28 protein-coding genes and 3 pseudogenes are annotated in these 26,843 nt (G+C 70.0%); 19 read left to right on the top strand and 12 right to left on the bottom strand.

Annotation, left to right across the window (positions count from 1 at the left end; translation table 11 throughout):
* Nucleotides 1-186 precede the first annotated feature (186 nt).
* Entirely contained in the window at nucleotides 187-1,356 is a 1,170-nt protein-coding gene (locus ACFQ9Z_RS17985) for an inositol monophosphatase family protein (protein WP_383018021.1), read from the top strand.
* Here the strand turns inward: ACFQ9Z_RS17985 and ACFQ9Z_RS17980 are convergent.
* On the bottom strand, nucleotides 1,353-1,841 hold the full coding sequence (locus tag ACFQ9Z_RS17980) for a hypothetical protein (RefSeq protein WP_383018018.1): 489 nt from the start codon (nucleotides 1,839-1,841) through the stop codon (nucleotides 1,353-1,355). The genes ACFQ9Z_RS17985 and ACFQ9Z_RS17980 overlap by 4 nt on opposite strands.
* Before the next feature lie 404 nt (nucleotides 1,842-2,245).
* Nucleotides 2,246-2,830 carry a hypothetical protein gene (locus tag ACFQ9Z_RS17975; RefSeq protein ID WP_383018015.1) on the bottom strand — a complete coding sequence of 195 codons (585 nt, stop codon included), beginning with the start codon at nucleotides 2,828-2,830 and terminating at the stop codon, nucleotides 2,246-2,248.
* Between the two features lie 427 nt (nucleotides 2,831-3,257).
* On the opposite strand from ACFQ9Z_RS17975, the gene ACFQ9Z_RS17970 reads away from it, so the two are divergent.
* Nucleotides 3,258-4,280: a permease gene (locus tag ACFQ9Z_RS17970; RefSeq protein ID WP_383018459.1), complete on the top strand. Its 1,023-nt coding sequence runs from the start codon at nucleotides 3,258-3,260 to the stop codon at nucleotides 4,278-4,280.
* A complete protein-coding gene (locus tag ACFQ9Z_RS17965) occupies nucleotides 4,277-4,999 on the top strand; it encodes a TIGR03943 family putative permease subunit (protein ID WP_383018012.1) in 723 nt (240 codons plus the stop codon). Before ACFQ9Z_RS17970 ends, ACFQ9Z_RS17965 begins: the two co-directional genes overlap by 4 nt.
* 340 nt (nucleotides 5,000-5,339) lie before the next feature.
* Here ACFQ9Z_RS17965 and ACFQ9Z_RS17960 read toward each other — a convergent pair whose 3' ends face one another.
* Nucleotides 5,340-5,639: a hypothetical protein gene (locus ACFQ9Z_RS17960; protein ID WP_383018009.1), complete on the bottom strand. Its 300-nt coding sequence runs from the start codon at nucleotides 5,637-5,639 to the stop codon at nucleotides 5,340-5,342.
* Nucleotides 5,640-5,751: 112 nt separating this feature from the next.
* On the opposite strand from ACFQ9Z_RS17960, the gene ACFQ9Z_RS17955 reads away from it, so the two are divergent.
* Nucleotides 5,752-6,714 (top strand): NADP-dependent oxidoreductase, encoded by a 963-nt coding sequence (locus ACFQ9Z_RS17955; protein ID WP_383018006.1) that lies wholly within the window; start codon nucleotides 5,752-5,754, stop codon nucleotides 6,712-6,714.
* Between the two features lie 16 nt (nucleotides 6,715-6,730).
* Here ACFQ9Z_RS17955 and ACFQ9Z_RS17950 read toward each other — a convergent pair whose 3' ends face one another.
* A complete protein-coding gene (locus ACFQ9Z_RS17950) occupies nucleotides 6,731-6,883 on the bottom strand; it encodes a hypothetical protein (RefSeq protein ID WP_383018003.1) in 153 nt (50 codons plus the stop codon).
* Nucleotides 6,884-7,288: 405 nt separating this feature from the next.
* Nucleotides 7,289-8,566 carry an ATP-binding protein gene (locus tag ACFQ9Z_RS17945; protein ID WP_383018000.1) on the bottom strand — a complete coding sequence of 426 codons (1,278 nt, stop codon included), beginning with the start codon at nucleotides 8,564-8,566 and terminating at the stop codon, nucleotides 7,289-7,291.
* A 571-nt stretch (nucleotides 8,567-9,137) separates the two neighbouring features.
* Between ACFQ9Z_RS17945 and ACFQ9Z_RS17940 the strand changes: the two are divergent.
* Nucleotides 9,138-9,344: pseudogene (locus ACFQ9Z_RS17940) on the top strand (hypothetical protein); the annotation flags it as partial.
* A 206-nt stretch (nucleotides 9,345-9,550) separates the two neighbouring features.
* Here the strand turns inward: ACFQ9Z_RS17940 and ACFQ9Z_RS17935 are convergent.
* Nucleotides 9,551-10,762, bottom strand: a complete 1,212-nt coding sequence (locus tag ACFQ9Z_RS17935) for a cytochrome P450 (protein WP_383017997.1) — start codon at nucleotides 10,760-10,762, stop codon at nucleotides 9,551-9,553.
* 776 nt (nucleotides 10,763-11,538) lie between these two features.
* On the opposite strand from ACFQ9Z_RS17935, the gene ACFQ9Z_RS17930 reads away from it, so the two are divergent.
* Nucleotides 11,539-12,045 carry a GNAT family N-acetyltransferase gene (locus ACFQ9Z_RS17930; protein WP_383017994.1) on the top strand — a complete coding sequence of 169 codons (507 nt, stop codon included), beginning with the start codon at nucleotides 11,539-11,541 and terminating at the stop codon, nucleotides 12,043-12,045.
* Nucleotides 12,046-12,102: 57 nt separating this feature from the next.
* Here the strand turns inward: ACFQ9Z_RS17930 and ACFQ9Z_RS17925 are convergent.
* A pseudogene (locus tag ACFQ9Z_RS17925) lies at nucleotides 12,103-12,256 on the bottom strand (helix-turn-helix domain-containing protein); the annotation flags it as partial.
* 22 nt (nucleotides 12,257-12,278) lie between these two features.
* The gene (locus ACFQ9Z_RS17920) at nucleotides 12,279-12,629 is read right to left on the bottom strand and encodes a helix-turn-helix transcriptional regulator (RefSeq protein ID WP_383017991.1); all 351 of its coding nucleotides are present in this window, start codon (nucleotides 12,627-12,629) and stop codon (nucleotides 12,279-12,281) included.
* Between the two features lie 129 nt (nucleotides 12,630-12,758).
* Between ACFQ9Z_RS17920 and ACFQ9Z_RS17915 the strand changes: the two genes are divergently transcribed.
* Entirely contained in the window at nucleotides 12,759-13,214 is a 456-nt protein-coding gene (locus ACFQ9Z_RS17915; RefSeq protein WP_383017988.1) for an STAS domain-containing protein, read from the top strand.
* A 77-nt stretch (nucleotides 13,215-13,291) separates the two neighbouring features.
* Here ACFQ9Z_RS17915 and ACFQ9Z_RS17910 read toward each other — a convergent pair.
* Nucleotides 13,292-13,450: pseudogene (locus tag ACFQ9Z_RS17910) on the bottom strand (antitermination regulator); the annotation flags it as partial.
* Nucleotides 13,451-13,743: 293 nt separating this feature from the next.
* Between ACFQ9Z_RS17910 and ACFQ9Z_RS17905 the strand changes: the two are divergent.
* The 6 genes from ACFQ9Z_RS17905 (at nucleotide 13,744) to ACFQ9Z_RS17880 (ending at nucleotide 17,920) form a co-directional block, all read left to right on the top strand.
* A complete protein-coding gene (locus ACFQ9Z_RS17905) occupies nucleotides 13,744-14,043 on the top strand; it encodes a DUF6412 domain-containing protein (protein WP_383017985.1) in 300 nt (99 codons plus the stop codon).
* 129 nt (nucleotides 14,044-14,172) lie between these two features.
* Nucleotides 14,173-14,976, top strand: coding sequence for a YidC/Oxa1 family membrane protein insertase (locus ACFQ9Z_RS17900; protein ID WP_383017982.1), 804 nt, complete (start codon nucleotides 14,173-14,175; stop codon nucleotides 14,974-14,976).
* 594 nt (nucleotides 14,977-15,570) lie between these two features.
* On the top strand, nucleotides 15,571-16,122 hold the full coding sequence (locus ACFQ9Z_RS17895) for a cupredoxin family copper-binding protein (protein ID WP_383017979.1): 552 nt from the start codon (nucleotides 15,571-15,573) through the stop codon (nucleotides 16,120-16,122).
* A complete protein-coding gene (locus tag ACFQ9Z_RS17890; RefSeq protein ID WP_383017976.1) occupies nucleotides 16,122-17,123 on the top strand; it encodes a metallophosphoesterase family protein in 1,002 nt (333 codons plus the stop codon). The genes ACFQ9Z_RS17895 and ACFQ9Z_RS17890 overlap by 1 nt, the downstream gene beginning before the upstream one ends.
* The gene (locus ACFQ9Z_RS17885) at nucleotides 17,120-17,575 is read left to right on the top strand and encodes a hypothetical protein (protein ID WP_383017973.1); all 456 of its coding nucleotides are present in this window, start codon (nucleotides 17,120-17,122) and stop codon (nucleotides 17,573-17,575) included. The genes ACFQ9Z_RS17890 and ACFQ9Z_RS17885 overlap by 4 nt, the downstream gene beginning before the upstream one ends.
* Nucleotides 17,576-17,707: 132 nt before the next feature.
* Complete coding sequence (locus tag ACFQ9Z_RS17880; RefSeq protein ID WP_383017970.1) at nucleotides 17,708-17,920, top strand: hypothetical protein; 213 nt, start codon at nucleotides 17,708-17,710, stop codon at nucleotides 17,918-17,920.
* Between the two features lie 217 nt (nucleotides 17,921-18,137).
* Here the strand turns inward: ACFQ9Z_RS17880 and ACFQ9Z_RS17875 are convergent, their stop codons facing one another.
* The 3 genes from ACFQ9Z_RS17875 to ACFQ9Z_RS17865 form a co-directional block, all read right to left on the bottom strand.
* Nucleotides 18,138-18,917 (bottom strand): anti-sigma factor family protein, encoded by a 780-nt coding sequence (locus tag ACFQ9Z_RS17875; protein ID WP_383017967.1) that lies wholly within the window; start codon nucleotides 18,915-18,917, stop codon nucleotides 18,138-18,140.
* A 25-nt stretch (nucleotides 18,918-18,942) separates the two neighbouring features.
* Nucleotides 18,943-19,545, bottom strand: coding sequence for a sigma-70 family RNA polymerase sigma factor (locus tag ACFQ9Z_RS17870; RefSeq protein ID WP_383017964.1), 603 nt, complete (start codon nucleotides 19,543-19,545; stop codon nucleotides 18,943-18,945).
* 489 nt (nucleotides 19,546-20,034) lie between these two features.
* Nucleotides 20,035-20,850, bottom strand: coding sequence for an anti-sigma factor family protein (locus tag ACFQ9Z_RS17865; RefSeq protein WP_383017961.1), 816 nt, complete (start codon nucleotides 20,848-20,850; stop codon nucleotides 20,035-20,037).
* A gap of 825 nt (nucleotides 20,851-21,675) precedes the next feature.
* Here ACFQ9Z_RS17865 and ACFQ9Z_RS17860 point away from each other — a divergent pair.
* From ACFQ9Z_RS17860 to tatC, 6 genes are all read left to right on the top strand, one after another.
* The gene (locus ACFQ9Z_RS17860) at nucleotides 21,676-22,212 is read left to right on the top strand and encodes a hypothetical protein (protein ID WP_383017958.1); all 537 of its coding nucleotides are present in this window, start codon (nucleotides 21,676-21,678) and stop codon (nucleotides 22,210-22,212) included.
* Nucleotides 22,209-23,072, top strand: a complete 864-nt coding sequence (locus ACFQ9Z_RS17855) for a DMT family transporter (RefSeq protein ID WP_383017955.1) — start codon at nucleotides 22,209-22,211, stop codon at nucleotides 23,070-23,072. The genes ACFQ9Z_RS17860 and ACFQ9Z_RS17855 overlap by 4 nt, the downstream gene beginning before the upstream one ends.
* 742 nt (nucleotides 23,073-23,814) lie before the next feature.
* Nucleotides 23,815-24,237 carry an ATP-binding protein gene (locus tag ACFQ9Z_RS17850; RefSeq protein ID WP_383017952.1) on the top strand — a complete coding sequence of 141 codons (423 nt, stop codon included), beginning with the start codon at nucleotides 23,815-23,817 and terminating at the stop codon, nucleotides 24,235-24,237.
* A complete protein-coding gene (locus tag ACFQ9Z_RS17845; protein WP_383017949.1) occupies nucleotides 24,234-24,920 on the top strand; it encodes a hypothetical protein in 687 nt (228 codons plus the stop codon). The genes ACFQ9Z_RS17850 and ACFQ9Z_RS17845 overlap by 4 nt, the downstream gene beginning before the upstream one ends.
* Nucleotides 24,921-25,366: 446 nt before the next feature.
* Nucleotides 25,367-25,648 carry a Sec-independent protein translocase subunit TatA gene (tatA, locus tag ACFQ9Z_RS17840; RefSeq protein WP_383017946.1) on the top strand — a complete coding sequence of 94 codons (282 nt, stop codon included), beginning with the start codon at nucleotides 25,367-25,369 and terminating at the stop codon, nucleotides 25,646-25,648.
* A gap of 189 nt (nucleotides 25,649-25,837) precedes the next feature.
* Nucleotides 25,838-26,776: a twin-arginine translocase subunit TatC gene (tatC, locus tag ACFQ9Z_RS17835; protein WP_383017943.1), complete on the top strand. Its 939-nt coding sequence runs from the start codon at nucleotides 25,838-25,840 to the stop codon at nucleotides 26,774-26,776.
* Nucleotides 26,777-26,843: the final 67 nt, after the last annotated feature.

Raw genomic sequence — 26,843 nt, 5'->3', positions numbered from 1 at the left:
ATGGTCCTGGCGGGCGCGACGATCTCCACGTCCCCCTGAAGGCCCCGCCATCCGCGCGGGGCCTGAGCCGGAAGCCGCCCACCGCCACCCCGTCACAACCGACAGCGGAGAGCGGCCAGCGGCCCTACGATGACCGGGCCGACCGCTCCAGCCCGGCCCGGGCCCACCCGTACGGTAAGGGGAACCATGACGAGCGACTCCAGCTCGCGCCTCCTGCTCGTCACCGCCGACGGCGCCCTGCTGGTCGAGGATGCGGGTGGAGGCGAATCCGGCGCCACCGTGCCGGTGCCGCGGGGCCTGCCCACGGTGGACCGCGAGGCCGCGTTGATGGCCGCCCTGCGGGCGAGGTACGGCATCGGGGGACGGGTCGCCGCCCTGGTCCAAACCGGAGCGGAGGCCGCGCCCGCCTACGCCTACGTGGTGCGGGTCACGCACTGCCCGGACGCCTCCGGCCTGCGCCCCGCGGAAGCCGCAGGCGTCCGCGAGGACGAGGAGGTCGCCGCCCTGATCCGCCGCGCCGGCGGCGTGCCGGGTGTGCTCACCCTGCCCGACCTGCGTGAGGAGGGCGAGGGCCAGGGGCCGCTGACCGCGGTGGCCGTACGGGCCGCCGGGCTGGCGGCGCGGGCGGTCCGGGACGTGGTGGCCAGCGGGCGGGTCGAGGTCGCCGCCAAGCAGGGGCCGCACGACCTGGTGACAACGGCGGACCGGGCGGCGGAGGAAGCGGCGATCGCCGAGATACGCGGGCACCGCCCGGACGACGCGATCCTGGCGGAGGAGTCGGGCAGCCACCCCGGCACCAGCGGCGTGCAGTGGATCCTGGACCCGGTGGACGGCACGGGCAACTTCGTACTGGGGCGGCCCGACTACGCGGTCAGCGTCGCGGCGTACCGCTGCGGCGTACCGCTGGCGGCCGTCATTTGGCGGCCGGCGGACGGCGCCTGGGCCGCGACCGGCGAGCACGGCCCGACGGGCACGCTGCCGCTGGCCTGCCGGTCCACAGGCTCGCTGGCCGAGGCGGTGGTGTCCGTGGGCGTCCCGCACGACCCTGCCAAGCGGCCGGTGTCGCTACGGCTGCTGGAGCACCTCCTGCCGCGCGCCCGCGACTTCCGCCGGATCGGCTCCGCCTGCTGCGACCAGCTGGCGGTGGCCACTGGCACGCTCGACGCCTACGTGGGCGTGGACCTCGGCCGCTGGGACTACGCGGCGGGCATCGCGCTGGTCACGGCGGCCGGTGGCGTCGCCGAGGAGATCGAGCTGGCCGGCGGCGTGCCCGCGGTCGTCGCCGCGGCACCGGGCGTCGCCGCCGAACTCGTCGCCTTCCTGCGGTCCGTTCCGGCGGCGCGGCCGGCGGTCTAGAACGAGCCCGGCCTGCCCCGCAAGGTGGGGTCGGGGCGGGTGGAGCGGGTGCGCGGCGGATTGGACCCGCCGATGTCCGCGACGAGCTGGTGGCGCAGCTCGCTGGCCAGCCGCTGCAGGTCGTCCAGCTCGTCCGCGGTCAGGGGCGTATCCGCCCGGTCCGCCGTCTTGCTGCGGCCGTCCGGCGACCTCACGAACAGCACGTTGTCGAGGGCGTCCTCCAGGGCGAGGTAGGCCCGCTTGGAGCCCTGCGACAGGAACATCCCGTGGGCCTCCTCGGCGAAGTACCAGTTGCGGAAGGAGGTGCGGACCGGCAGCAGGTCCGATCGCGTGGGCACCGGGATCAGCAGCCAGTGCCGCGGGATCTGCCGGGTGAGGTGGAAGAGCGCCTGGTGGGCCGCCAGCCGCTTGTCGCGCAGCGTGCGGTCGTACTCGTGCTCCAGGTTGAGCCGCATGGTGGACCTGTTGGCGATATAGGTGGTCACGGCACCGAGGGCCGCACCGGACACTGCGGTCAAAGCGGGAAGCAACGCCGACACGGCAGCAGTGTCCCAGAACTACCCGGCGCCCGAGCCGGATCACGGGTGCGCTACGGACGACGGCGTACGGTGCCGGGCCGGGCGGTCGCAGAGGTGCTACGACCGGGGTCCGCCGAAGGACCGGGGCCACCAGAGAGAGGCCGGCTCATCTGCACCCAGCAGGTGCCAGGGCCACGGCGCGCCCGCCAGCTTCCCGGGGACGACGTACGCCTGGTCGCCCCGCCCTGTTCGGCGGGGACTGGACCGAGGACGCCCTCCCCGCCGTCCTGGCGTAGACGCCTGCCGCCGGGTAGGCGAGGTGGGGCCTCTGGACTGCGTACCGCCGGCCCCGTGCTTCTCTTGTGCTGTCTTCAGAGGCGTTGTGCGTTCTGCAACCGTTCTACCTGCCGGCTGACCAGATCGGAGGGGAAGGTTGCGCTGCCTCCGACGTTCACCTTTTGGAACGCCACGATGGTGTTCCCAGCCCGCACCACGGTGAATTGCGCGTTGCGGTCCCCCGGCCCCCCAGGGCGCCTGGGGACGGTCTCATGGAACCGCACGGCTTCGTCCCCGACGTCCGGTGCCTGTTCCATCGTCAGGGTGGCCTTGAACTTCCCAACCCAACCTGTGCCCTCATATGAGCGGCAGGAGTCAAGCGCCTGCTTCAGCTGAGTAAAGGCCTGCTTGGCCTTCCCGTCTTCATAAGCGGCAAGCATCGAGCCGCCGCCCCAGATGTCGCCCTTCCAGTTGAAGACCTGCAGGACGACGGTGGACGCGCCCTCCCCGTCGCGGATGTCGCGCATGGTCTGGCAGGTGGGATCGGACGCCGGCGGGAAAGAACGCCGCTCCTCCTTCGGCTGGGGGTCCAGCACTGCAAGGCTGCCCTTGGGCACCCCTGCGACCTCGCCGTCCTTGAAAGTGAGCGCCCGCAACTGCGCCCGCGTCAGAGGTGCCACGACGGCCTTGTCCGATGCGGTCGCCCGCGGTCCCGCCGAGTCCGGTGTCGCATGTGGACCTGCGGAACACCCGGAAGCCATCAGGACCGCGACAATCACAGGACCGACTGCCGACATGGGCTGTGGCTTGCGTACGTGCACGGATGTCCCCCCAAGAACAGTGAGCGTGAGGACGCTGACGGTAGCCGTGCCGAGTGGTCGAAAGCCAGGGGCTTTCCACGAACGTAGAGCCCTACCGAGCCCGTTCGGCCGGTGGCCTCCGAAGCCGTGCCGTCCGGACGGAGGCAGGAGCCCTCAAGGAGGGCGGTTCGTCCGAAATCCCATTATTTGGTCATGACGGCGTGTGGGCGGAGCTCCCGGACGGTCCGCTCGCCTATCTTCAGCCGCGTATCCGATATTTGGAGTAAAAATGCCAAAAGCGGATGAAATGCTTGATGCGGTCGGAGGGCGAGAGGCGGCGGCAGTAGCCGTTCCTGCGCCTCGACGTCGCCGGATCTCATGGCCGACGGTGGCCGCAAGCCTGGCAGTCGTGAGTGCGGCTGTCCTGGGCCCGGCAGCTTGGGGCGCCCAGTGGCTCAGTCATCCCGCCGTCCAAGCCTGGCGCACTGTGTGCCTCGCCATCACTGTTCAGGCGCTTCCCTTTCTCCTCCTCGGCACCGTTCTGTCCGGCGCAATCAACGCGTTCGTACCCGCCGAGCTGTTCACGCGAGTGCTGCCGAAGCGACCCACGCTCGCGGTTCCGGTGGCCGGCGTGGCAGGCGCCGTGCTACCCGGCTGCGAGTGCGCCTCCGTGCCGGTCGCGAACAGCCTGATCCGCCGAGGTGTCACCCCGGCCGCCGCCTTCGCCTTTCTGCTCTCCGCACCCGCGATCAACCCGGTGGTACTGACCGCCACCGCCGTGGCCTTCCCCGGCAGTCCCGCGATGGTCGCGGCCCGACTGCTCGCCTCGCTCGCGACCGCCGCCGTGATGGGCTGGTTGTGGCTCTGCCTGGGCCGGGAGAAATGGCTGCGGCCGACCGTCCGGCACACCGGCCACCGGCACGGTCACAGCCGGTGGACCGAGTTCCGCCTCGGCTTCCAGCACGACCTCCTGCACGCCGGGGGCTTCCTCGTCCTCGGTGCCATGGCGGCGGCCACCTTCAACGTCACCGTGCCGCGCTCCGTCCTCGACACCTTCACCGGATCGCCCGGCTGGTCGGTCCTCTTCCTGGCCGGACTGGCTGTGGTACTGGCGGTGTGCTCGGAGGCCGACGCCTTCGTCGCGGCATCGTTGACCGGGTTCCCGCCGACCGCGCGGCTCGCCTTCATGGTGGTCGGGCCGATGGTCGACCTGAAGCTGATCGCGCTTCAGGCAGGGACGTTCGGGCGTGAGTTCGCCTGGCGCTTCTCCACCGCGACCACCGCGGTGGCGGTCGCCGCCAGCGCACTGATCGGAGGCGCGCTGCTGTGAAACGCCCCGTACAGGTGTCCCTCCTGGTTCTGACCGGCGCCGGCCTGCTGCACTCCGCCGTCCTCACCGACCTCTACCTGCGGTACGTCAAGGAGGGGCTGCGCCCGCTGCTGATCATCTCCGGCTTCCTGCTGGTGCTGCTCGGCCTGGCGGGGGCGGTGCTCGACAGAGGACGGGATGAACATGCCGACGACGGGCACGGTCACTCCGGCGCGCCGCGCATCGCCTGGCTGCTGTTCCTGCCCGCGCTGAGCCTGCTCTTCTACGCCCCGCCGGCCCTCGGCGCGTACACCGCGGCACGCTCGAACGACAAGGCGGTCAAGGAGCAGAAGCAGTTCGCTCCGCTGCCCGCGACCTCACCGCTTCCCATGACCCTCACGGACTTCACCGCCCGCGTCCGCCGGGACCGCGCACTGGCCGTCAAGGGCCGCACCATCCTCATGACCGGCTTCGTCACTCCGGTCAAACAGGGGGACGGCTGGTATCTGACCCGGATCATCTTCACCTGCTGTGCGGCGGACTCGCAGTCCGTGAAGGTACGGATGTACGGGACCGAAGCCCCGCCCGCCAACACCTGGCTGGCGGTGACCGGCACCTGGCATCCGAACGGCGCGCTCGGCACGAACGCTGCCGAGGCCGCCCTCGACGTCCACGGCACCAGACCGATCTCCCCACCGGTCAACGCCTACACGGACGACCTGCCGCTCACACCCTCGTAGCCGGCCTCGCGGTAGGCGGGGTCACCAGGTCCAGCAGTCGGAAGTGCAGCGTGATCGACTGGAGCCGGACCGGATACGGAGCTGTCCTATCGGCGGTCGCGGCCGCCGCACTGGGCAGGGGCTGCCCGGGGCCGCCGTCCGGCAGTGATCGTCACGGGTCGAGGACGGCGTGGACATCCGCTTATCCGACACTAATACCGACCAGTCGGTATGTCGTGAGCACCGACGGAACGCCATCGGGGCCGCCGCACACAGACAGCTCCTCGCGCGGTGCCACGGGGAGCTGTCGGAAGGTGGTCGCCGGCCCGGTGAGCCCGGGCCGGTCGTGCGGGCCGGCGGGTCAGTGGTCGTCCCAGTGGCCGTCGTGCTGGGCGTGCCGGTGGCCGTCGTGCAGGTAGTCGACGTGGTCGCCGTGCTGGACGCGCTGGTGGCCGCAGCCCTCGCCGTGGTGGTGGTCGTGGCCCTCGTGCGTCGTGTGTCCACCGGCCTCGCACTCGTCCCAGTGGCCCGAGTGCTCGCGGTGCAGGTGGCCGTCGTGCGCGTAGTCGACGTGGTCGCCGTGGGGCACCTCGGTGTGGCCGCAGCCCGGTCCGTGGGTGTGGGTGTCGTGGGAGGCGTGTTCCTGGTGAAGCGGGGTCATGGTGCTCACCTTCAGGGTACGAGGTGTTGACTGGTGAAAGGCTGCCACGCATGCAGCCCATATCGGGTCATCTGGCTTGCGTGGCGTTCGCATACTCCGGAGGGTCGAACCCATGAAGGCGATCAGCTACAACCGGTACGGCGGCCCGGAGGTGCTGGAGTACGGCGAGGTCCGCGATCCCAAGGTCGGACCCGACACGGTTTTGGTGAAAGTGCGGGCCGCGGCGGTGAACCCCGTCGACTGGAAGTGCCGCGAGGGCCACCTCGACAGCATCCTCGACGCCGTCTTCCCGGTGGTCACGGGCTGGGACGTCTCCGGGGTGGTGGTGCAGCCGGGCCCCTCGGTCACGGAGTTCGCCATCGGCGACGAGGTCATCGGCTACGTGCGCGAGGACTTCCTCTCCCGGGGCACCTTCGCCGAGTACGTGGCCGCTCCCTTGCGCACACTGGCCCGCAAGCCGCGCAACCTCCCCTTCGAGGAGGCGGCCGGGCTGCCGCTCGCCGGGCTCGCCGCCTTCCAGGCGCTGACCAAGGTGATGGAGGTCAAGGCGGGCGAGACCGTGCTCGTGCAAGCGGCCGCGGGCGGGGTCGGCTCGATCGCCGTCCAGCTCGCCGCGCACCTGGGCGCTCGGGTCATCGGTACGGCGAGCGAGTACAACCACGAGTACGTGCGCTCGCTCGGCGCCGAACCGGTGACGTACGGCGAGGGGCTGGCCGAACGGGTCCAGACGCTCGCGCCCGCGGGCGTGGACGCGGCGTTGGACACGATCGGCGGCCAGACCATGAAGACCTCGGCGGACCTGCTGACGCCGGAGGGCCGCCTGGTCTCCATCGCCGACCCGGAGGTGGTCAGCTACGGCGGCCTGTACTACTTCGTCCGCCCCGACACCGACGACCTGACACGGCTGTCCGAGCTGGCCGAGGAGGGCGTGGTGTCCGTGCATGTGTCGCAGACGTTCCCGCTGGAGCGGGCGGCGGAAGCGCAGCGGCTGAACCAGGAGGGGCGGACGCGGGGCAAGATCGTGGTGAAGGTGGACTGGCCCGAACCCGCCCCCGACTACGAGAGCGCCCTCTAGCCCGGCTGGTCCGGCTCTATACGACCAGAGCCGCCGCGCACACCGCCCGGGCGACCGCGTACAGAGCCACCGCCGTGGCGAGCCATGGCGTGAGGGCCGGGGGCACGCCCTCCTGCGCCAGGACGCGGATGCGGTACTGCGCCAGGAGCAGAAAGCCCAGCCAGAGCACGCAGCACGGGCGCAGAGGGGGAACGCGAACCGGCGCGAGCAGTCACTGTTGTTGCAACGCGCAGTCGGACATACTGATGCGCACACCAACGTCGCTCTGTTAGCCGTTCAGTGGTTCGCCAGGATGGCGATACCGAAGAACGAGCCCTTGGGTAGATCACCCGCGTTGGGCGAAGGGACCAGGAACCAGAGGTCCCGGTGCAGGATCATTCGCCGACCACCGCCCGCCACGCGGCGAGGGCCGCGACCGCGGAGAACCCGGCGTACGACATCCCGCGCTCCGCGAGCAGCCGGGGCAGCCGCTCGGGTGCCTGCCGGTCACCGTCTGGTGCCGACGGCCGACGGCCGACCGCCGAGCGAGGGGCGCCGACCGCTCGGCGGCCCAGCGGCGTCGCGCCGGGCCGGTTCACAGGCGGCTGTACGTCTCGATGTCCTCGGTGAACTCCTCCAGCGCGCTGGCGGTGAGCGTCGGCCGGGTGTCGGCGATGGCCGTCATGAAGTCGTCGGTGCCGGGCGGCCGGCCGCCGCGCTCGATGATCTCGCGCTCGAACGCCGCCTGCGCCCCCTTGCGCGCGGCGAACTCGATGTCGGCCGGGGTGAACAGCTCGCTCGCCGCGACCAGGCGGCCGATGTCCACCGCGTCGCCGGCCGCCCTGAGGTAGCGGGCCCAGATCGCCGCGCGGGCCGTCGGGTCCGGCGGGCCGATGGGGATGACGTAGTCGAACCGGCCGGGCCTGAGGAACGCCGCGTCGAGGGAGCGCACCGAGTTCGTGGCGCACACCAGCATCCGGGCGTCGTGCTCACGGAAACCCGGGATGATCTTGAGGAGCTCGTTGGTCACCCCGTGCCCGGGATCGACCGCCTTGCCGGACCGCGCACCGGCGATCTCCTCCACCTCGTCGATGAACAGCAGCACCGAGTCCAGCTCGGCCAGCTCCGTGAACGCCTCCCGCAGCGCCGCCGCCAGGCCCTCGCTGGTGTCGGCGGCGAGCCGGGACGGGAACAGTTCCACGAACGGCCAGCCGAGCCGGGAGGCCACCGCCTTCGCGAAGCTGGTCTTCCCGGTGCCGGGCGGGCCGAAGAGGATAACCGCCTTGGGCGGGGCCACACCGTAGCGGTCGGCCAGCGCCGGCTCGGTCAGCGGCAGCACGACACGGCGCTCGACGACCTGCTTCTCCCGCTCCATGCCGGCCATGGCGTCCCAGAGCCCGCCGGGCAGCATGCGTCCGCCGAGCGCCGCGAGCACGTCGGCGTTGTCGGCGCCGGGCGGTTCGAGCTTCTCGTAGTAGGTCAGGCCCTCGCGGAGCCGGTAGCCGGAGTTCTCCAGGGCCTTGGTACCGGCGGCGCCCGCAGGCAGCAGCGCGCTGACGTGCCTCACCCCCAGGGCACGCAGCCGGCGCTCCAGCTCGGCCAGGAGCGCGCTGCCGATCCCGCGCTCACGCCAGCGGGAGGCCAGCGCCACCAGGACGATCCACGCCCGTCTGCCGTCCGCCTGGGCCACGGCCATGCCCACCAGCTCGTCGCCGACCAGGGCGACCACCGCCGGCTGACCGGCCTTGGCCGCGGCCATCACCTCCGAGACCGGGAACACCGACTCCGCCTCGGCCTGGCGGCTCTGGTCCCAGATCTGGATGGCCTGGTCGAGATCGTCGTCGTGATAGTCGCGCAGATGCCAGGGGGGCATCGCCACCACCTCACCTGGGCCGGGAGTCCCATTCTCCTCCGGAGCCCCGCGGGAGTGCTCGGCGGACGCGCGGGCCGGTGCGGCGGTGGCCGGCGCCCGAGTCGGCAGCCGGCGCGGTACCCATCCCGATCGGTTCCGCCGACGTGGTGGGACTAGCTATTCCTGCGACGGTGCTTGCTGTGATTGATGGCCAGGTCAGGGGCTGTGTCCGCGTTGTTTGCAGTGGCTGGTGCGGGCCTGGTGTTGTCGTCGTCGGCGCCAGGTGGACCAGCGCAGGATGTGCTCGCTGCACCGTGGTGCGCGACACCCGGCCAAAACCCGGCGCGGTCAGCTCCTGCGCCTCGGCCTGCCCGCGTTCGGCCAGGGTGTGCCGCCCCAGGGTCGTACTGCGGCCGCACGCTTCCATCGCTGCCGGGCCCACCGGCAAGGCCGCACTCGACTTCTCGCACGTGCCGCTGCCAGGCCCTGGCCTTCTCGCGCGCCGCGACCTCGATCGGGTCGCCGGCCACCCCGGCCCCCTCGATCAGCGGCCGCGGCCGCGTGAACGCCTCCGCAGTCGCCGCCGTCGGACGTGCTCACCGGTGCCTCCCGGGCCAGGCTGCGGCATCGGATGAGCGATCTGCAGGCGACGGTGGCTCAGTACCCGCTCGTGGCGGGTCTCGCTCGGGAGGTCCGGCTGGGAGCCGCCGTGCCGGAAGACCTGGAGCAGCACGGTCCCGCCCAGGATGTGTGGATGCCTCTGGTCGGCGGTAGTCCTCGCCCGTGGACGGATTTGTGAGGTGAACGGCCGGCGGTGGCTCAGCGGGGAGGCCGCCAGTGGGTGAACACGCATTGGTCGGGGCCGGCGTGGATGCCGACGAGTGTCGTCGGTGCCTCGTATGCCTTCGCGCCCGCTTCCGGCCCAGGTTCCCGATGCACTCTGGGCGAACCGACGACAGCACACCGGACAGCGACGGGTCATCGGTCAGGGAACGGTCAGTGGCCCTACATCGGGCGCAGCCGCACGGGGACGGAGGCGTGTCCGTTGCTGATGAGGCTCGGCAGCTTCTTCAGCGCGGTTCGCTCCGTGGCGAGTTGGGCGTCGGGGAAGCGTTCGAAGAGCAGGCGCAGCGCGGTGGCGACTTCGAGTCGGGCCAGCGGGGCACCGAGGCAGAAGTGAACGCCGTGTCCGAAGGCGAGGTGTTCCTTGCTGGGGCGCGTGGCGTCGAAACGGTCGGCCTCCTTGTGCCAGTCGGGGTGGCGGTTGGCGGCGGCGTAGGAGGCAAGGATCGCCTCGCCGGCCTTGATCGTCTGCCCGTCGGGGAGCGGGATGTCGGTGCGGGCGTACCGCAGGGGAAGGTGCTTGACCGCGGGCTGGTGGCGCAGGGTCTCCTCGACGACGTCCTGCCAGGTGCAGCGGCCTTCCCGGATGTGGGCGAGCTGCTGGGGGTCGGTCAGCAGGGTGGTGATGGCCTGGTCGATCACGTTGACGGTGGTCTCGTATCCGGCGCTGATCACCAGCAGGAGCGTGTCGCGTAGCTCGGCGTGGCTGAGGGCGGAGCCGTCTTCCTCGTCGCGGGTGGCGATCAGCAGCGAGGCCATGTCCTCACCGGGCTCAGTGCGCTTGGTCTCGATCAGGACGTCCAGCAGGCCGTAGAGGGCGGCGGTGTTCGCGGCCTGTTCCTCGACGGAGAGATGGGTGGCGAACACGTTGTCCACCACGGTGCGGAACTCGGCGCGCTGGTCGGCGGGGACGCCCACGAGCTTGCCGATGACAGCGATCGGGAGCGGGTAGGCGAGGTGCTCGCGCAGGTCGACCGTCCCGTCGGCCGGGAGGCCGTCGAGGATGCCGTCGACGAGGGCCTCGATGTCCGCCTGGAGGGCGGCGGTACGGCGGGCGGAGAGGGCGGGGGCAACCATGCGGCGCAGGCGGCTGTGATCCTTGCCGTAGGCGGTGAACATGTTCTCCGCCGCGACCCACAGGGCCAGCGGCCAGGTGGTGACGGTCTCTGCGAAGGCCGGCCAGTGGGCGCGGCCGTCCTTGGAGACGTCCTTGCTGGTCAGGAGCTGCTTGAGGAGCGCCGGGTCGGAGACCGACCAGGCGCGCACGCCGAGGATGTCCACCAGCGTCGCCGGGCCGCGCTCACGCAGCGCCTGGTGTTCGGCGTCCGGGTCGGATCCGGTCGGGTCGAGGACGAGTATGTGCTGTTCGGACACGGTGAGGTCTCCTTCAGCTGGTGGGGAAGGTGACGGGCAGGGCGACCAGGCAGCGGTGGAAGGGAGGAAAACGCCAGAGGACGTCGTCCCGGTGGCCGTCGAGGTCCATCACGGGCAGAGCGTCGACGACGTGGAGGATGGCGGCTTCGGCGATGAGGTACGCATGCGATCTGGCCGGGCAGTTGTGCGGGCCGGCTCCCCAGGTGAGGTGGGCCGACTGCCCAGCGGCCGGTGGGATCCCACCGTGGAGTCGTTGTTGCAGGCGGCGGTGCGGGCCCCGGTGTGCTCTGTCCACTCGGCGCCGATCCGGGCCGCGGCCTCGGACTCGATCAGCTCCTGCAGCATCCGCTCGGCCGCACTCCGCACGAGTTCGAGTCGGTCCGCCGAACGTAGTGACTCCAGCAGGCGGAGTAAGTCAGGCCGGGACAAGGCCACCGCGCACCTCCTGCGTTGAACTTCCGTCTCACCATCGAGACTTGCACGGTGGCTGCCTCATGCGCAGGGAGCGGAGACCGTCACCGGATGCACGCCCCGGGCATCCGCCCGCGCACACCCGCACGGCGATCGGCTACACCATCACGCGGGAAGCCATCTCCCAGCGTGTCGTTGCACCCGATCTGAACCGGCTGATCGACAACGGGCTCAGGGTGGTCGTGACGGACGGCGCGGCCTCGTCCTCCGATCGCGCCCGCCGGCCCCTATGTTCGGTCCGCTAGTGCCGTGACCGGAAAGGATCACCGGGTGGTGCCGCCGTAGCGGGTGGCAGGATTCGCCTTATGGGTGAAGACGGCTACTCATTGCGCAAGGCAACGGCCGATGATGCGGGCTTCCTCACGGACATGCTCGTCGCCGCTGTGAACTGGGATCCTGCGCGGCAAGCGGTCAGCCGCGACCGCGTCCTCGTGAATCACCAGTTGGCGCACTACGTCGAGGACTGGCCGCGAGCGGGTGATTTCGGAGTGGTCGCGATCGGCCCGGACGGACAGCCGGTCGGCGCAGCTTGGCTGCGGCTGTTCAGCCGTGACGATCCCGGCTACGGCTTCGTTTGCGAGGATGTTCCGGAACTCTCGGTGGGCGTTCTCCCCTCGTGGCGAAGCCGGGGAGTGGGACGCGCGCTGCTGGCTGAGGTTGCCCGGCAAGCGGCGGAGCGAGGCTTCGCCCGCATCTGCCTCAGCGTAGAGCGCGCCAACCGTGCCCGCGGCCTTTACGCTTCCGAAGGATTCACCACTGTCGAATCGGGATCGGACTCCGACACCATGGTCATGGTCCTCTCCGAGAGGTGACATCGGTCATGCCGCGACAGGGAGTGCGCAACCCGCCCCAGCGGATGCCCTTTAGACGGCGAGTTTGCGGATGGACCAGCGGGTGAAGGGCTGGCCGAGCTTGGTCGGGCGGGCGGTGGCCGTCTGGACGACGAAGTCCTCGTCCTCCACTGAGCAGGCGGGGACGGCCTCCCGCCCGGCGAGGGTCCAGGCAGGCCAGGCCGACCTCATGTCACGCCGGCGCCGATCTCATGTCACGCCGGCGCGGTCGCTCGCTCGGTGGATGGCCCCATGCGGTGAGCTTCGTCCTGTGCGAGCAGGGAGAGGAGTGAGGCCACCGTCACGCCGAGGTTGGCTTCGGCGGGATGGCGAAGGGTCCTCGTGGGGTCGATCTGGTACGTGTTGCCGCGTCCCTCGCGGGTGTGGGAGAGGTAATCGTCCTGCTCCAGGTCGGCGATGATCTTCTGCACCGCCCGTTCGGTGAGGCGACAGTGCGCGGCGATGTCCCTGATCCGAGCGTTCTGGTTGTCCGCGATGGCAGCCAGGACGCGGGCGTGGTTCGTCAGGAAAGTCCATCCGTTGTGTGGCTCGGGCACGCCATCCATGCGGGGAGTTTACCGGCCCAGTGTTCACGCACTCAAAAACACGTACTACAGTTCATGCATCAGTCGGCGTGTCTGAGCCCCGGCGGGCAACGTTGCCCCCGGATTCAGTGGCACATGAGGGAGTGAGCCATGCATGAACCTTCCGAGCAGGCCCCGTCCCTCAGAGCGTCGGGTTGGCCCAGTCAGTACACCGAAAACGACGAGCCGCTGCCGCCGGGCCGGGCGGGCGTGTCGTGCACCTGGCGCGGCGACCGGATACGGGTGACGGTCCGAGGGGAACTCGATTTCGACTCGGGTAAGCTGCTTCGTGAGGACCTGGGTGAAGTGCTGGCCGGTCCGACAAGTGGAGTGGACCTCGACCTGAGCCGGCTGGACTTCTGCGACTGTGCCGGACTGAACGTCCTCCTCGACCTCCGGCGTTGCGCCTTGGAGCAGGGCAAGACGGTAGTCATCCGCACCAGCAACCTCGTGATCGACAGGTTGCTCACTCTCCTCGGGGCGCAGGAACTGTTCGCCTCCCCGCCACCGCAGTACAAGGAACGAGTCACCACGCGCCTTGCCGTCAGTGGCCGCAGAGCATGCTGAACGGCCACCGCCGTCTCGCCGCGGCACTGCCGGATTACCGGCCCCCCGGCGACAGGGCGCTCCTGCGGGCCTGACTCTTGTTCTTCGGTGAGGTGGTGGGCGCCCATGAGGATGCTCATGGTTTCGCCGATGGTGTGGCGGGTGGCGATGGCCTGTTCCATCTGGGGGTGGGTGCGGGCGCCGGAGAAGGCGACCGCGGAGTAGGAGGCGAGCAGCCAGCCGGCCACTCGCTGCGCCGCCTGACGGCGACCCGCGGGGTCGATCTGACCAGCCCTGGGACGCTGCTGTGCGGCGCCCTGGAGAACTTCGCCACCGGCCTGTGGCTCTGTGACGGCGCCGGGCCCTGTCGCCGTGGGACGAGGGCATGCGCAACCGGCAGCAGCACGCGGGATAGGTAGAACGGGAACGCGGGAAGCGGAACCATCGTGGGGAGCCCGGGCGTTGTAGGAACGAGGGAGCCGGGGACCGGTCCCGGCAGGGGAGACAGGGGGGTGTCGTGATCAGCCGCAGCCGCATTGCGCATCCTCTCGTGCCTGCCGCTTTCCTGCTGGTTCTGGTGCACCTGCTCGTGCTCCAGGCCGTGCTCCTCGACACTGGTGGCCTCTCCGCCGCCGTCGCCCTCGCCGCGACGGCCGCCGCCGGATCCACGTTCGCCGCCTGCTCGCTGCTGGCCGCCCGCTGCGCACCCGCCGTCCCGCCCCACCGGGTGCGCACGGCGATACGCGACCGGGCCCGCCGTACGGCCTTCCTGCCCCAGCGCGATCCCGACGCCCCGGGACGCCGCCGGCCCCGGGCGCCCGGACACGCCCTCGCGACGATCCGCGCGTAGGGCACCCCTTTATTCACCTTCACCGACGAGACCGCCGGTTTCCACCGGTGCCCTCGCGCGGGTCGTCGTGCCGCCCTGTCCACTCCGGTCATACCGGCACCGCCGCACCCCGTCCCGAAGGGCTCACCCGTGTCCGTCTTCGCGCGCCTCGTCGAGCAGCTCGCCGACCTGCTCCAGCCGCTCTTCCACGCCTCCGCCGCGGCCGCGGCGATCGTCCTGTTCACCGCTCTCGTACGGCTGCTCGTGCACCCCTTGTCCCGGGCCGCCGCCCGGGGCCAGCGCGCCCGGGCCGAACTCCAGCCGCGGATCGCCGAGCTGCGTGAGAAGCACGCCAAGGATCCGCAGCGGCTGCAGAAGGCGGTACTGGAGCTGCACGCCGAGGAGAAGGTGTCGCCGCTCTCCGGCTGCCTGCCGGGCCTGCTCCAGCTTCCGGCCTTCTTCCTCCTCTACCACCTGTTCTCGAACACCTCGATCGGCGGCGCGAGCAACGAACTGCTGACGCACTCCCTGCTGGCCGCGCCGCTCGGCGGCCGCTGGGCCGACGCCCTCGCAGACGGCGGGGTGTTCGGACCGGCCGGGCTCGTCTACGTCGTTCTCTTCGTCCTCGTCGCGGCCGTCGCCGCCTTCAACTACCGGCGCACCAAGCTGATGGCGGTGAAGAACCCGGTCACGGTGGCCGCCGGGGATGGCGGGCAGGTGCCGGGGCTCGCGGCGGTCGGCAAGGTGATGCCGTTCGTGTCCTTCTTCACGCTCGTCACCGTGGCGGTCATACCGCTCGCGGCGGCGCTGTACGTCGTCACCAGCACGACCTGGAGTGCGCTGGAGCGGGCCGTGCTGTACCGGGGCCCGGTGTGCTCCGCGCACACAGTGCGCAGCGGTTCCTCATCCGCGGCCGAAAGGGTCCCTTCACCGGAGACACGGCCCGCGGAGTGATCCGGACCGGTCTTTGGATCACCTTTCCGGAACTCCGCGAAATGAGTTGATCACTATGTTGCGCCTGCGCCGCTCTGCTCTGTAACGGACTGCGAGGCAAAGGTAACACTCTGCGTAGTGCCACGGAGGTGCGTCGGTGGCTGGTCTCGCGACATCACCGGGACCATCCGCGCACAGCACCCGGGCAGGCCGACCGATCTGCGGCGATGCCGAGGAGTCCAACAAAAGCGCATATATGCCGAACCATATGCCCCTCACTGTCCGTGGAGCCGGGCAGAAGCCGACTTGCACGCAGTTCCTCATCGATTCCCTACATGTCGAAGGGCGGATCAGAGGTGACTGAAACACACCACGCGATGCATGCGCTCCTGTCACCGGCCACGCTCGCCGTGCCCCCGCGCTGCGAAGTCGCCGCCACCGCGCGGCCCCGGCCCGTACTCGGCGCACACCACGGCGACGGCTCTGCGCGGCGACGGAGGCGTGCAGCGATCGAGAGAGGCCATGAACACGGCATCCACCACACATCCCCGCCCTCGCCTGCGCCCCCTGTCGGCGCAGTCCCCGTCACCGCCTGATCAGTGAGGAACCGGCACCATGCATCTGAACTTCCGCACACCAGGCCCGCGATCACGTGCCGCGGCCGGGCTGGCCGTCGCCACCATCGCCACCGCCGGCGCGCTGGGGCTCCTCAGCTCATGCGGTCAGTCGTCGCATCCCTCGTCCTCCGGAGCCGAGGCCATCACGCCCGGTCCGGGTCAGCACCAGACCCCCGGGATGCCCGGTGCCACGAGGCCGGGGAACGCCGCGGGCTCCCCTCCCGGCTCGTCGCCGATGCCCAGCATGAGCATGCCCACGAGTCACTCGAGCAAGGGCGCGGCGGCCGCGCCGGTGACCGGGAACGCCGTTGCAATCAAGAACTTCGCATTCTCCCCGGCCACTCTGAAGGTGAAGGTGGGCACGACGGTGACCTGGACCAACCAGGACACCGACGCCCATACCGTCACCAGTGCCGGAACGGGCGGCCCGTTGCATTCCGCCGCCCTGGCCACCCACGCCACCTATCGCCACACGTTCACCAAACCCGGCACCTACGCCTACCTCTGCACCATCCATCCGTTCATGACCGCCACCGTGGAGGTGACCTGATGACCGACTACTACGACAGTCACGACGGAGCGCCGGACGACGACGCCGGTCAGCCCGACACGGAACACGGTATGACCCGGCGACAACTTCTCCGACACGCCGGATGGTTCGGCGGCGCCGTGGTGCTGACCGTGGCCAGTGGAGAGGTGATCAGCCACATCGCCGACTCCCCGGGCGCCAACGCCGCGGCCACTGTCGGTGCCGCCGCCGCGGGAAGCGGCGCGCTGCGGTTCGTGCAGGTCTCCGACAGCCATATCGGGTTCCAGGGCCCCGCGAACATGGACGTGGCCGGCTCATTCACCGACGCGATCAACCAGGTCAACTCGCTCGGATTCAGGCCTGACTTCGTCATGCACAGCGGCGACCTCACCCACCTGTCCACGGCCGGACAGTTCGATCAGGTCAAGCAGATGATGGCTGGAATGAGGACGGAGCGCGTCTTCACCGTACCGGGCGAGCACGACTCCATCGGCGATGCGGGCCGCGCCTACCGGCGGACCTTCGGCATGGGCACGCTCGGCGACGGCTGGTACAGCTTCGACACCCACGGCGTGCACTTCATCGCCCTGGTCAACACCCTGAGCCTGGAGAAGCTCGGCCACCTCGGCAACGACCAGATCGACTTCGTTCGCAAGGACGTCGCCGGACTGCCGTCGGACACCCCCATCGTGGTCTTCAGCCACATCCCGCTGTTCGCCATGTACCCGCAGTGGGGCTGGAGCACCGACGACGCCCTCAAGGTCATCGCCCTCCTGCGCCGATTTTCCTCTGTCACCTGTCTCAACGGGCACGTCCACCAGCTGTTCACCAAGACAGAGGGCAACATCACCTTTCACTCCGCCACCACCACCGCCTACCCCCTGCCCAAACCGGGCCGTGCCCCTGCCCCCACCCCGCAGGTCGTTCCCGCCCGACAGCTCAAAGAAGCACTTGGCATCCGCAGCGTCGGCTACCGCCAAGGCGACCGCGAACTGGCCATCAAGGATCAGAGGCTGGCATGAACACCCGAAGACTCCCCATCCCGGCCTTGCGCTGGACGACCGCCGCCACCCTCGCCGCCGGCGGATACATCCACGCCCAGCTCTACGTCGACGAGTACCGCTTCATCCACATCATCGGCCCCCTGTTCCTCCTCCAGGCCGGCGCGTCCTTCGCCCTCGCTGCCCTGCTGCTGCTGGGGACTCCACCCCTGCTGCTGAGGGCCGCCGCGGCAGGCGTCGCGCTCGGGGCCCTCGGCGGCTTCACCGCCTCGCGCACCGTAGGCGTGTTCGGATTCACCGAGCGCGGTCTGCAGCCCGCACCACAGGCCATCCTCAGTCTCCTCGCCGAAACCGGAACGCTGCTGCTCCTCGCGATCTGGCAGATGACGGTGGCTGCACAACACCGTGCTGCCCGACCACCCGTCAGACCACCGATCCCGAACCGGGCCACCACCCGCACACCATTCGACTGAGCCACCACGGCGAAGCCCGCCGTCTACGACACCTGCCACTCTTCCCGGAACCAAGAGGCATCTCCCATGCACCTGGAACCACGCCCAGGAATCGCCTGGCCGAGTCCGCACCTTCGCGAACTGAGGGACGCTGTGCGCATCCTGCTCGGCCTGGACGACGACACCGCCGTCGTGATCCGCCAATTCAGCTGTGGTGAACTCGGTTACCCACCGCTGGAAACCGTCGTCGAGGTGCTGCCCATGGACGCCGGGCTCCGCCGCTGGACACTCCACCGCCCAGCCGACGAGATCACCGAGCACGACCTGGCCTCTGCTCTTCAGTTGGCTGCGGCTGAGCTGGGTTGAAGGCGTTGGTGACGTCCTGCCGGCCGTACGTGGTCGCGGGGCATGCCGAGGGCCCGACACGGAGAGGTCGGGCTCTCCGCTGCCGGAAGCGGTTGTGAACGGTCGACAGGCGCCGAACTCACCCGGCATCTCCCGCTACTGCCCGCGGTCATGAACCACCACATCACGCCCTCGAACCGCTGCCGCAGCCGTCCGGAACAGGGGCCGTGCCGAGGCCTCACGCCGAAATGGTGAGCAGCTTCTGGCTGCTGCCGGCGTAGATGTCGAAGTGACTGATCGCTCCTGGCGACATGGGTACCGTCCCGGAAATCCTGGCGCCGCCCGGATACTCGCCGGCCTGCCAGGTGGCGGCGGTCGCTGTGGCCCCCGTGACCCCGACCGCTTGCAACCTGCACGTGATCCCCGGGGGCGCTCCCTTGGCCGAGACGTGCAGGTCACTGCCCCAGGCGGCGGGTGAGACCTGCACCGAGGCGGTCACGCCGGTGGTGGGGTCGGTTCCGGAAAATGTGCGGACCGGGGCCGGTGATGTCGGTGCGGGCTGCGCCACCTGGCCGCTGGTGGCCGCGACGGTAGCCAGCCACGTGCCTCCCGACGCCGCCCCCGCGATGAGCGTCGCGGCCGTGGCGACCCCGACCAGCTGCCTCCGCCAGACGGTACGACGTCGGGACGCGGCCTGCTGGAGCAACCGGTCGAGCCGGCTTCCTTCGGTTCGCTGCGGGACGCCCGATACGGCGGCGGCCGCAGGCTGCGACTGCGCGCTTGCGGCGGCCCGCTGTACCAGCTGATCGGCCAGTTCCTTGCCTGCGGGCGCGGCCTCGGCCTCGGCCACGCCGACCGTCGCGAGCAGCGCGGGCAGCCCCGCCAGTTCGGCATGCTCGGCGCGGCACTCGCCGCATTCCGCGAGGTGGGCGCGCACCACCTCCGTCTCCGCAGGGGACAGCGCGCCCAGCACGTACCCGCCCAGGGACAACCGGATGGCGTCATGGTCGCCATTCATGGTGTGCACCTCCTCCACGCCGCTGTCACGGCTCGATACCCCGTTCCTGCAGCGCCAGCCGCAGAGCCTTCAAGGCGTAGTACGTCCGCGACTTCACGGTGCCTACCGGAAGGTCGAGCACCTCCGCGGCCTCGACCATCGTCCGGCCCCTGTAGTACGTCTCCAGCAGCACGGCTCGGTGTTCCGGGGACAGGGTCCGGAGGGCGTCGGCCACCGCCCAGCTTTGCAACGCCTGCTCGATCTCGTCTTCCCCGGCCGTCCGGTCCGCGACCCGTTCCAGCGCCTCGCCATCGACCTCGGTCGGCCTGGCCTGGCGGGCCCGGTGGGCGTCCACGACCAGATGCCGGGCAACCGTACAGAGCCATGCCCGGGCCGGACCGCGTTCGGGGTCGAACGCCTCGGGGTGCTGCCAGGCCCGCAGCAGTGTCTCCTGCACCACGTCCTCGGCCCATTGCCAGTCTCCCGAGGTCAATCGCAGGACGAAGTGGAACAGCGGCCCGGCGTGCTCGGCGTACAGCGTGCGGAGCAGTTCCTCGTCCGCGTGGGAAATGTTCCCCCCGCCAGAGACACGGTTCCCGGAGCCGTCCGGCTCACTCGTTGGACCGCGCTTCGGAAGACTCCACGGCATAAGACAATTATCGCATAGTGCGTAAATCTTCAAAAGCTTACAAAAGGCGCTTGCGTGCTGAGACATGCGGCTCAGGCATCCGTGGAACCCGGTAAGCACTGATCCCCGGGATCCCCCCTCCCGTCCCACAAGGAGTGAGCCGGGATGACCGAGAGGATTCCGACGCCGTTCGGGGCCCTCCCGCACCCTGCGGCCCATGTACACGCGGCGCGACCTCGTGGCTGCGGTGCCACGAGGCGCTGCGCGGGCACGGCGGATCACCGCCGTCCTCACCGCAACCAACTCCGGATCGGGCGGGCCCTTGCACTCAGCAGGCCGTACATCCAAAAGGCGAGAAATAGCTGAATCAGCGTCAGGCCAGGAGTTCACGGTTTGTCATGCCAGGCGCCGTCCCAGGAAGCAACCGGCTGTACGTCAAGGAACCCGCGCGAGAGGCTGTGGTGGAGCGCGCGATCGAGTGTCTGCTCCTCGCTGGAGGCCCGGTTCACCTTACGCCGGAATGGTGAGCAGCTTTCGGCCGTTGGCCGCGTATATGTCGAAGTGGCCGATGGATCCGGGGGGCACCGGTGCTGTCCCGGAAATCGTGTTGTTATCTGAGTAACCGCCGGCCTGCCAGGTGGCGGCGGTCGCCGTGGCCCCCGTGACCGCGACCGCTTGCAGCCGGCACGTGGTCCCGGGGGGCGCTCCCTCAGCCGTGACCTGCAAGGTGCTGCCCCAGGCGGCGGGTGAGAGCTTCACCGAGGCGAACACGCCGGTGGCGGGGTCGCTTGCCGACAAGGTGCGGACCGGGGCCGGCGCAGTCGTTCCCGGCTGCGCCACTTCACTGCCGGCGGAGCCCGCCATCGCCAGCAACGTGCCGCTGGAGGCGGCCGCGGCCATGAGCGTCAAGGCGGCCGCGACACTGACCAGCCGCCGCCGACGGGTCGCGCGACGTCGGGCCGTGGTCTGTTGGAGCAATTGCTCCAACAGGCCGGGCTCGGGCATCTGCGGGATGGACGGCTCGGCGGTTGGATCAGTCAGCTGTGGGCTGGGACGGGCGCGGTGCGCGGCCCGTCGCAGCAACCGGTCCGCCCGGTCCTCGCCGGGCGCGGGCGCGGTCTGACCCGAGGCCTCGGCCTCGGTGATCGACGCGAGCAGAGTGGGCAGCCCTGCCAGTTCGGCGTACTCAGCCCGGCACTCGGTGCATTCCGCGAGGTGGGCGCACACCCGATCCGACTCTGCGGGCGACAGCGTCTCCAGCACGTATGCGCCCAATGACAGCCGGATGGCGTCACGGTCCGCATTCATACTGTCCACCTCCTTCATCCGCCGTCACGATGCCCATGGGGACGCCGAGCGCTGCGCTGCTTTGACCGTCGTCCGTCCCTGGTACACCTCTCCAGCAGCAGGACGCAGGTGGTCTGGGGGAGTGGTGACCACAGGGTGTCACCATCACAGTTCGGTTGTCTGTTCCAGGGGCTGCCCGCAGCGGCATCTCCTGCGCGGCGTCCGCGGCCCATTGCCTGATTGCCGATGTCACCTTCCTCATCTGCCTGCATAGCGCATATTTCCCCCATAAGAGACACGGCTGCCGCAACGATTCGGATCAGCCATCGGAACCGTTTTTTGCCACCGGGATTACGCTTCGACGCGCGCTGCTACGACACGTAAGAATTTCGATACGATGTGTGACTACAAAGCCGTGGACCCGGCTTCTCGCTGCCGAGAAGACCGCGATCGAGCAAGTCGAGGCAGAGCAAGTCAGACCGGGATGCGGATGATCCCGGGAAGCTGCTGGTGCTGGTGCACGCCCGTTGTGTCCGAAGACGCTGTTCGGCGACTTGGGGTGTCGGCGTCGCCCAGCCGCATGTCCCTCATGAGGCGCTGTGGCCGAAGTGAGGAGGCTCGGGGGAGAGGCCTCCCCTGACATCGCGTGACCGAGGCGAGCGTTTTTTGCGGCTCCGCCGCCACCGCGCGAGCCGGTCATGGTGCCGCGTGCCGAGGAGTGGGTCTGCGTGCGGCCCGCCGGCGAAGGGATCTCGCGAAACGTGCGCATCCGTCGAACCGGGCAGCGTCCGCCGCCCGTGGAAATGACAGCGAGCGCTACTAGCCACGGGATCCCCCCGCACCGACCGCAAGGAGCGAGCTGAGATGACCGACACGCTCCACTCGCAGCATGGACCCGTGACGCCCGCGACGCTCACACCGACCATGCACGTGGAAGCCTCCGCCACCGAACGGCCGGCCCGTACGCGGCGCGAACATCACGCACTTCGGTCGTACGAGGCGCTCGGGGAACACAGTGGCTTCACCGCTCGCCTCCACTCGGGCACGCTTGTCATCGCCCGCGACGGCTACGTCGCAACCGGCGCCGACCGCGTTCGGCTCTTGGCAGATACCACGTACGGCATGTTCGGTTACGGCCTCGACATGCTGCTCACCCGGCGCCGCCGCATGGGGGCGATCGGCGCTCAGGACCACGAGGGTCGCATCGACCTGGAAGTCATGGAGATGCACACCTCACCCGGGAACCGCACAGAACACTCGCCGGATGCTCGACCGCAGCGCGAGGCACGATCCGCGCCCGCCCATCCCGGGCACCACCGAGCCCACCTGGATCTTTGGACGCAGCGCGGAGATGCGCCGGGTTCGAGCGCGCGCCGCCGGGCCGAAAGGGTGACGTCGTGAGCGTGTTCCTGCCGGGCATCGGTGCCGCCTGCTGCCTCGGCGTCGGCTTCGTCCTCCAGCAGCGACAGGCCCAGCGGGCGCCCCTTTCCGACTCTCTCTTCTTCCGGTTGCTGCTCGGCCTGATGCGTCATCCGCAATGGCTGGTCGGCATCGCCGCGATGATCGTGGGCATGGCGCTGAGCACCATCGCCCTTGCCAACGGCGAGGTGTCGCTGGTCGAACCGCTCACCGCGACCAGCCTGCTCTTCGCGATGGCACTGTCCCGCTGGCTCACCGGCCAGCCGCTCGGCTGGAACGGCTGGGGTGGGGTGCTGCTGCTGGCGCTGGGCGTGACGGGGTTCCTCGTCGCCGGACAGCCGTCGGAGGGAGGGCACCTGGCCGGGCCGCTGCGCCAGTGGATCCTCTTCGGCATCGTCGTCGGACTGGCCGGGCTGCTCGTCACGCTCGCCCGGCACCTCCGGCCGGCGCTCCAGGCGGCCGTGCTGGCCTGCGCCGCCGGACTCCTGTACGGGTTGCAAGACTCCCTCACCCGCATCGCGAGCCGGATCGTCAGCAGGCACGGGATCGCAGTGCTGTTCGCGCACTGGCAGCCCTACGTGGTCGCGTGCCTCGGCGTGACCGGCCTGGTGCTCGTCCAGACAGCATTCCAGGCCGCGCCGCTGCGCTCCTCGCTGCCCGCGCTCACCGCGGCGCAGCCGCTGGCCGGGATCGCCAGCGGGGTCGGCATCATCGGCGACCGGCTCCAGGCCACGCCGGCCGCGCTCACCGTGCAGACCGTCGGACTCATGACGATGGTGATCGGCATCGTGCTGATCGGCCGCCACCCCTGTGTGGCTCCAGAAGTCCCGCACGGGCGCTGAGCTGCGTGAGCGCCGATTCCACGGCTATGCGGGGGCCTGCGGGGCGTTCACCTCAACCTCCGCCGCGAGGAAGGCAAAGCCAGCGTCCGGATCTTTCTCGGTGCGCCCGACGGCTCCCGGGAGCTGGCCGCTCTCAGCGTCGGCTCCCGCGAACCGGGCCGGTCCTCAGCCGCACTTGATGCGTGAGAGCGCCGACGAGGCGTACGCCCCCTCCAGGCGGCCGGTGACGGCGCCCTTCACCTCAGGAGGGCCTGGCCAAGGTGTTCCCCTCTCGTGAGCAGAGGTACGGGGTTCACCAGAGGGCCGACGTCCTCGACTCTCCTCTCTTGCGAAATCCGTGCAGCCCGGAGCGAAGCAGGGGATCCAGGGCATCTGCACGCCGAGGGCCGCCGCGAGCGGGCAGGGTCGTTCGCCCAGCTCGACGGCGCGACGACCCCTCAGGGCCGCCAAGAGGACAACGGACGTGAGGACCGCGTCGCCGGTGTCCTGCCGGGCCGGGTACGGCATCGATCAAGTTCTGACGCAGGCGCGTGCGCCGAGCCAGGCCTCCGGTAGTGACGTGACCCGCAGGAAGTCGAGCAAAAGGTGCGAATCGCTCGAACCGAGGGGTGTGCGCCGTCCGTGGAACTGAATGAGCGCGCCTATCCAGGATCCGGCCCACCGACCGCCCCCCGACCTTGTCGGCGGTCTCCCCCCTGTTCCGAGCTCCGCACATCCACAGAAGAGCCAGAAGACCATGTTCGTGACCGATTCCCCCAGCCCGAGCTCACTGCTCGGCCGGCCCCGCCGTCACCAGGCGTTGCTCACCCTGCCCGCGCAGGAGGCGCACGTCTCCGCCGCTCGTCACTTCGCGGCCGATCTGCTCACGACCTGGAGTGTGCCCGCGAGTGACCGGGACTCCGCCGTTCTCATCGTCGACGAACTCGCCACCAACGCCGCCCAGTACGGCCGAGAACGCATGACCCTCCAGCTCGTCCTCGACGACGGCACCCTGCACATCGTGGTCACCGACTCCGGCAAGGCCGTGGAGCGCCACCGCCCCGACATCGCCCCCGACGAACACGGCCGAGGCACCGGCATCGTCCAGTACCTCGCCCAGTCGACCCAGGTGCACCAGACGCGCAGCGGCCGCGAAGTCCGCGTCTGCCTGAGGTGCTCGCCATGACCGGCCCGGACGTCCCGCACGGGCCGCGGCCCTCCGCCGGGGCCGACACTGCAGCACAACGACAGGCCACCGGGGGCGGCTGCGGCGCCGGGTCACCCGACGACCCCTCCGAGTGGTCCTCCGCGACCAACAAGCCGCGCTCCATCGACGGCTGCCCGGACCCGGCCCAGGTGTCCACACGGTTCCGGGCAAACCTGTCGGCCCTCGAGCACGCCGACCCCGACCACGGCACGGTGCTGTGTCAACGCCGCGGCAGAGGCGTGAGCGTGGAGATCAGCCCGAACAACGGCGAGGACATGGCCGCCCCGCCCCCGCATGAGGCGTACGCGGACGCCCCCGACCTGCGTCGCGAGATGCACCAGGTACTCGCCCTCGGTGCCGAACGCGACGGCCGCCGGGCCAGGTCCGTCACCGGCCCTCCGGTCGACGCACTGGCCGCCGAACGCGCCTGGCTACTCCGCCGGGCCGCCCTCATGGACCGGATGGCCCTGGACGACCCCGGCCCCGTCCCGGTCGCGGCCGCCGCACAAACCGCCGAACAGCTCGTCCTGCACGACCGCCGCCATCCCGACCCGGTGGCCGGCCCACACCATCCCGACGCCATCGCACTCGCCCCCAGCCGCCGCCTCTACGTCCGCCAGGAGTACGCCGCCTGGACGGCCGCCGGGCGCCCCGGAACCTGAAGCGACCCCACCCCGTCAGGAGAAGGACACATGACTCGCATGGATATCAACACCCGGAACGCCCCCACAGCAACCGACCGGCCCTGCTCGCCTCGCCTTCCACGCTCGAAAGCCCTGCGTGAACATTGCGCCGACCTGCGACAGGAACGGTCATGCCAGGGAAGGGCGATGAACGCACCATGGCCGAACGCGCAGACCTACCAGCCGCTCCAGGTGCCCGAACGTTGTTGCTCTCAGGGGGAGTGGCTGGGTGTCCATCCGGCCCGAACGCCCCCGCACATCCTGTGGGCCGGGCAGCCGGCGCAAGTGGCCCTACAGGTCACAGGTGGTGAACTGCGCCTCGTCATAGGCCTGTTGCCGATCGATCTCCCCGCGGTTGCGGTGGCGCCCCAAGGTCGTACGGTTACGCACGGTAGCAAGCATGCGTTCGAAGGGCTGGTGTAACGATGTTCCGCAATGGGTTGGAGCCCTGGCACCTGCTGATCCTGGTCGCGGTAGTGGTCTTGATCTTCGGTTCGAAGAAACTACCCGACACGGCCCGGGCGCTGGGCAAGTCCATGCGAATCCTCAAGAGCGAGACGAAGGCCATGAAGGACGACGGCGCCTCGAACGAGCCACGCCCCGCGCCGGAGCCTGCACCGGGACCGCCGACGGTCTCGGGCGCTCCCGAAGACACCGCCACCGCCCGCACCGTGCCCACGGACAGCACGACCAGACACCGAGACTGAGCCCGGTCCTGCGCGCCCCTGCCTGATCCCCCGCACGAGACGCTGCCCCCTGAACCAACTGCCTCCTGGACGTGCTACCTGCCGCAACCGACGCCGTGGCGAGCTCGCGCCCCACCGGGCGACAGAGACGATCAAGTACTGACGCGGGGCCGGTGGTCTCCGGCCCGGCGCACGAGATGAGGACGTGGCGTGCCCCAGTCAGCCCGCAACAAGGAGAAGGATTCCGGGAGGCGGATGCCGCTCGCGGAGCACGTTCGTGAGCTTCGCAACCGGCTCGGCAAGGCCGTCCTGGCCATCCTGGTCGTCACGATCGCTGCGGCCTTCCACTACAGGGACATCATAAACTTCTTCACCAGGCCGGTGCTGGACTCGGTCGGCTGCCCGACGTCCTTCGCCGATCTGGCCAAGCAGACCGCGAACACCACCTGCGCGCGGATTACGATCAACGGTCTGCTCGCGCCCTTCACCCTGGCGCTGAAGGTGACCCTGATGGCCGGCGTCGTGCTGGCCTCGCCGGTATGGCTGTACCAGCTGTGGGCGTTCGTCGCCCCCGGCCTGCACAAGCACGAGCGGAAATACGCCTACGCGTTCGTCGGCGCGGGCGTCCCTCTGTTCTTCGGTGGCGCCTTCTTCGCCTACGAGGTGCTGCCCACGACCGCGAAGGTGTTGATCGACTTCACCCCGCATGGGGTGAGCAACCTGCTGCCGCTGGATGATCTGCTCGACCTCGTCACCCGCATGGTGGTCGTCTTTGGTCTCTCCTTCGAGATGCCGCTGCTGCTGGTGATGCTGAACCTCACCGAGGGAGTGTCCGGCCGGCGGATGCTCGGCTGGTGGCGCGGCATGATCCTGGGGATCACGGCCTTCTCGGCTGTGGCGACGCCCAGCACGGACCCGCTGTCCATGCTGGCGCTGGCCGCGCCGATCTGGGTGCTCTATTTCGCCGCCGTTGTTTTTTCGCTTTTCCATGACCGGCGGAAGGCCCGCAGAGAGGCAGAGGGACCCGGCGACGACGAGGCCTCCCACCTCGACCTCACGCCGCAGGACATCGGCGAAGTGGAATCGGTGTCCGCCGGCCAGGCCCTGCCCGCGCAGCCGGACGCTGACGACGACCGCGCCGACGGGTAACAGCAGTGAGGGTGCCATCGTTTGCCGACACCGAGGACCGGTCTGGTACATGACCGGAGCCTGGGTG

The organism is Streptomyces sp. NPDC056580 (assembly GCF_042793175.1).
Taxonomy (GTDB): Bacteria; Actinomycetota; Actinomycetes; order Streptomycetales; family Streptomycetaceae; genus Streptomyces.
The sequence above is the reverse complement of the archived record's forward strand: the minus strand, read 5'-3'. Positions and strand labels throughout refer to the sequence as shown.

What these genes read in the sequence shown, in the direction of transcription:
- ACFQ9Z_RS17845 (WP_383017949.1), top strand. Translation starts at nt 24,234, where the DNA reads ATGACCGGCCCGGACGTCCCGCACGGGCCGCGGCCCTCCGCCGGGGCC.
- ACFQ9Z_RS17865 (WP_383017961.1), bottom strand. Translation starts at nt 20,850, where the DNA reads ATGAAGGAGGTGGACAGTATGAATGCGGACCGTGACGCCATCCGGCTG.
- ACFQ9Z_RS17960 (WP_383018009.1), bottom strand. Translation starts at nt 5,639, where the DNA reads ATGACCCCGCTTCACCAGGAACACGCCTCCCACGACACCCACACCCAC.
- ACFQ9Z_RS17920 (WP_383017991.1), bottom strand. Translation starts at nt 12,629, where the DNA reads ATGGATGGCGTGCCCGAGCCACACAACGGATGGACTTTCCTGACGAAC.
- ACFQ9Z_RS17930 (WP_383017994.1), top strand. Translation starts at nt 11,539, where the DNA reads ATGGGTGAAGACGGCTACTCATTGCGCAAGGCAACGGCCGATGATGCG.
- ACFQ9Z_RS17945 (WP_383018000.1), bottom strand. Translation starts at nt 8,566, where the DNA reads ATGCCCCCCTGGCATCTGCGCGACTATCACGACGACGATCTCGACCAG.
- ACFQ9Z_RS17890 (WP_383017976.1), top strand. Translation starts at nt 16,122, where the DNA reads ATGACCGACTACTACGACAGTCACGACGGAGCGCCGGACGACGACGCC.
- tatA (WP_383017946.1), top strand. Translation starts at nt 25,367, where the DNA reads ATGTTCCGCAATGGGTTGGAGCCCTGGCACCTGCTGATCCTGGTCGCG.
- ACFQ9Z_RS17915 (WP_383017988.1), top strand. Translation starts at nt 12,759, where the DNA reads ATGCATGAACCTTCCGAGCAGGCCCCGTCCCTCAGAGCGTCGGGTTGG.
- ACFQ9Z_RS17885 (WP_383017973.1), top strand. Translation starts at nt 17,120, where the DNA reads ATGAACACCCGAAGACTCCCCATCCCGGCCTTGCGCTGGACGACCGCC.
- ACFQ9Z_RS17985 (WP_383018021.1), top strand. Translation starts at nt 187, where the DNA reads ATGACGAGCGACTCCAGCTCGCGCCTCCTGCTCGTCACCGCCGACGGC.
- ACFQ9Z_RS17895 (WP_383017979.1), top strand. Translation starts at nt 15,571, where the DNA reads ATGCATCTGAACTTCCGCACACCAGGCCCGCGATCACGTGCCGCGGCC.
- ACFQ9Z_RS17860 (WP_383017958.1), top strand. Translation starts at nt 21,676, where the DNA reads ATGACCGACACGCTCCACTCGCAGCATGGACCCGTGACGCCCGCGACG.
- ACFQ9Z_RS17875 (WP_383017967.1), bottom strand. Translation starts at nt 18,917, where the DNA reads ATGAATGGCGACCATGACGCCATCCGGTTGTCCCTGGGCGGGTACGTG.
- ACFQ9Z_RS17955 (WP_383018006.1), top strand. Translation starts at nt 5,752, where the DNA reads ATGAAGGCGATCAGCTACAACCGGTACGGCGGCCCGGAGGTGCTGGAG.
- ACFQ9Z_RS17870 (WP_383017964.1), bottom strand. Translation starts at nt 19,545, where the DNA reads ATGCCGTGGAGTCTTCCGAAGCGCGGTCCAACGAGTGAGCCGGACGGC.
- ACFQ9Z_RS17970 (WP_383018459.1), top strand. Translation starts at nt 3,258, where the DNA reads ATGCTTGATGCGGTCGGAGGGCGAGAGGCGGCGGCAGTAGCCGTTCCT.